Annotated in this window: 1 protein-coding gene; it reads right to left on the reverse strand. The window is 66.3% G+C overall.

Annotated elements, in window-relative coordinates; all coding sequences use genetic code 11:
* Positions 1-677, reverse strand: a 677-nt coding sequence (locus G9C89_RS24935) for an acyl-CoA dehydrogenase C-terminal domain-containing protein (RefSeq protein WP_172153393.1), incomplete at both ends; no start/stop codon positions are given.

The following is a 677-nucleotide window of genomic DNA, read 5'->3' on the forward strand; positions in this document are numbered from 1 at the left end:
TCCAGCAGGTACAGGCTCTCGCTGCCGGCCTTGACCGAGGCGGTCAGCGAGTGGATGCGCGGCAGGATGCGGGCGAAGTAGAAGCGCGCGGTGCCCAGCTTGCTGGCGTAGAAGTCGTCCTGGCCCTGTTTGGCCAGCGCAGTACGCGCCATCAACGCCCACATGTAGGCGTAGGCGGTGTAGCCGAATACGTGCAGGTACTCGACCGAGGCGGCGCCGACTTCGTTGGGGTTGACCTTGGCCCGCTCCAGCAGGTCGGCGGTCATCAGTTCCAGGTTGCTGATGGCGCCCTTCAGCGGCTCGACGAACTCGCCCAGCGAGGCATCGGCCGAATCGGTGAAGGCCTTGATCTCGTCGGCGAAGTGCTGGTAGAGCGCGCCGCCGCTGCCGACCACCTTGCGCCCGACCAGGTCGAGGGCCTGGATGCCGTTGGTGCCTTCGTAGATCTGGGTGATGCGGCAATCGCGGATCAGCTGCTCCTGGCCCCATTCACGGATGAAGCCGTGGCCACCGAAGATCTGCTGGCCGTGCACGGTGGTTTCCAGCGCCATGTCGGTGAGGAAGGCCTTGGCCACCGGGGTCAGCAGCGCCACCAGCTCTTCGGCGCGCTTGCGCGTGGCCGGGTCCTCGCTGAACTTGGCGGTGTCGAGCTGCATGGCGACGTAGCTGGAGAAGGC

The organism is Pseudomonas tumuqii (assembly GCF_013184545.1).
Lineage (GTDB): Bacteria > Pseudomonadota > Gammaproteobacteria > Pseudomonadales > Pseudomonadaceae > Aquipseudomonas > Aquipseudomonas tumuqii.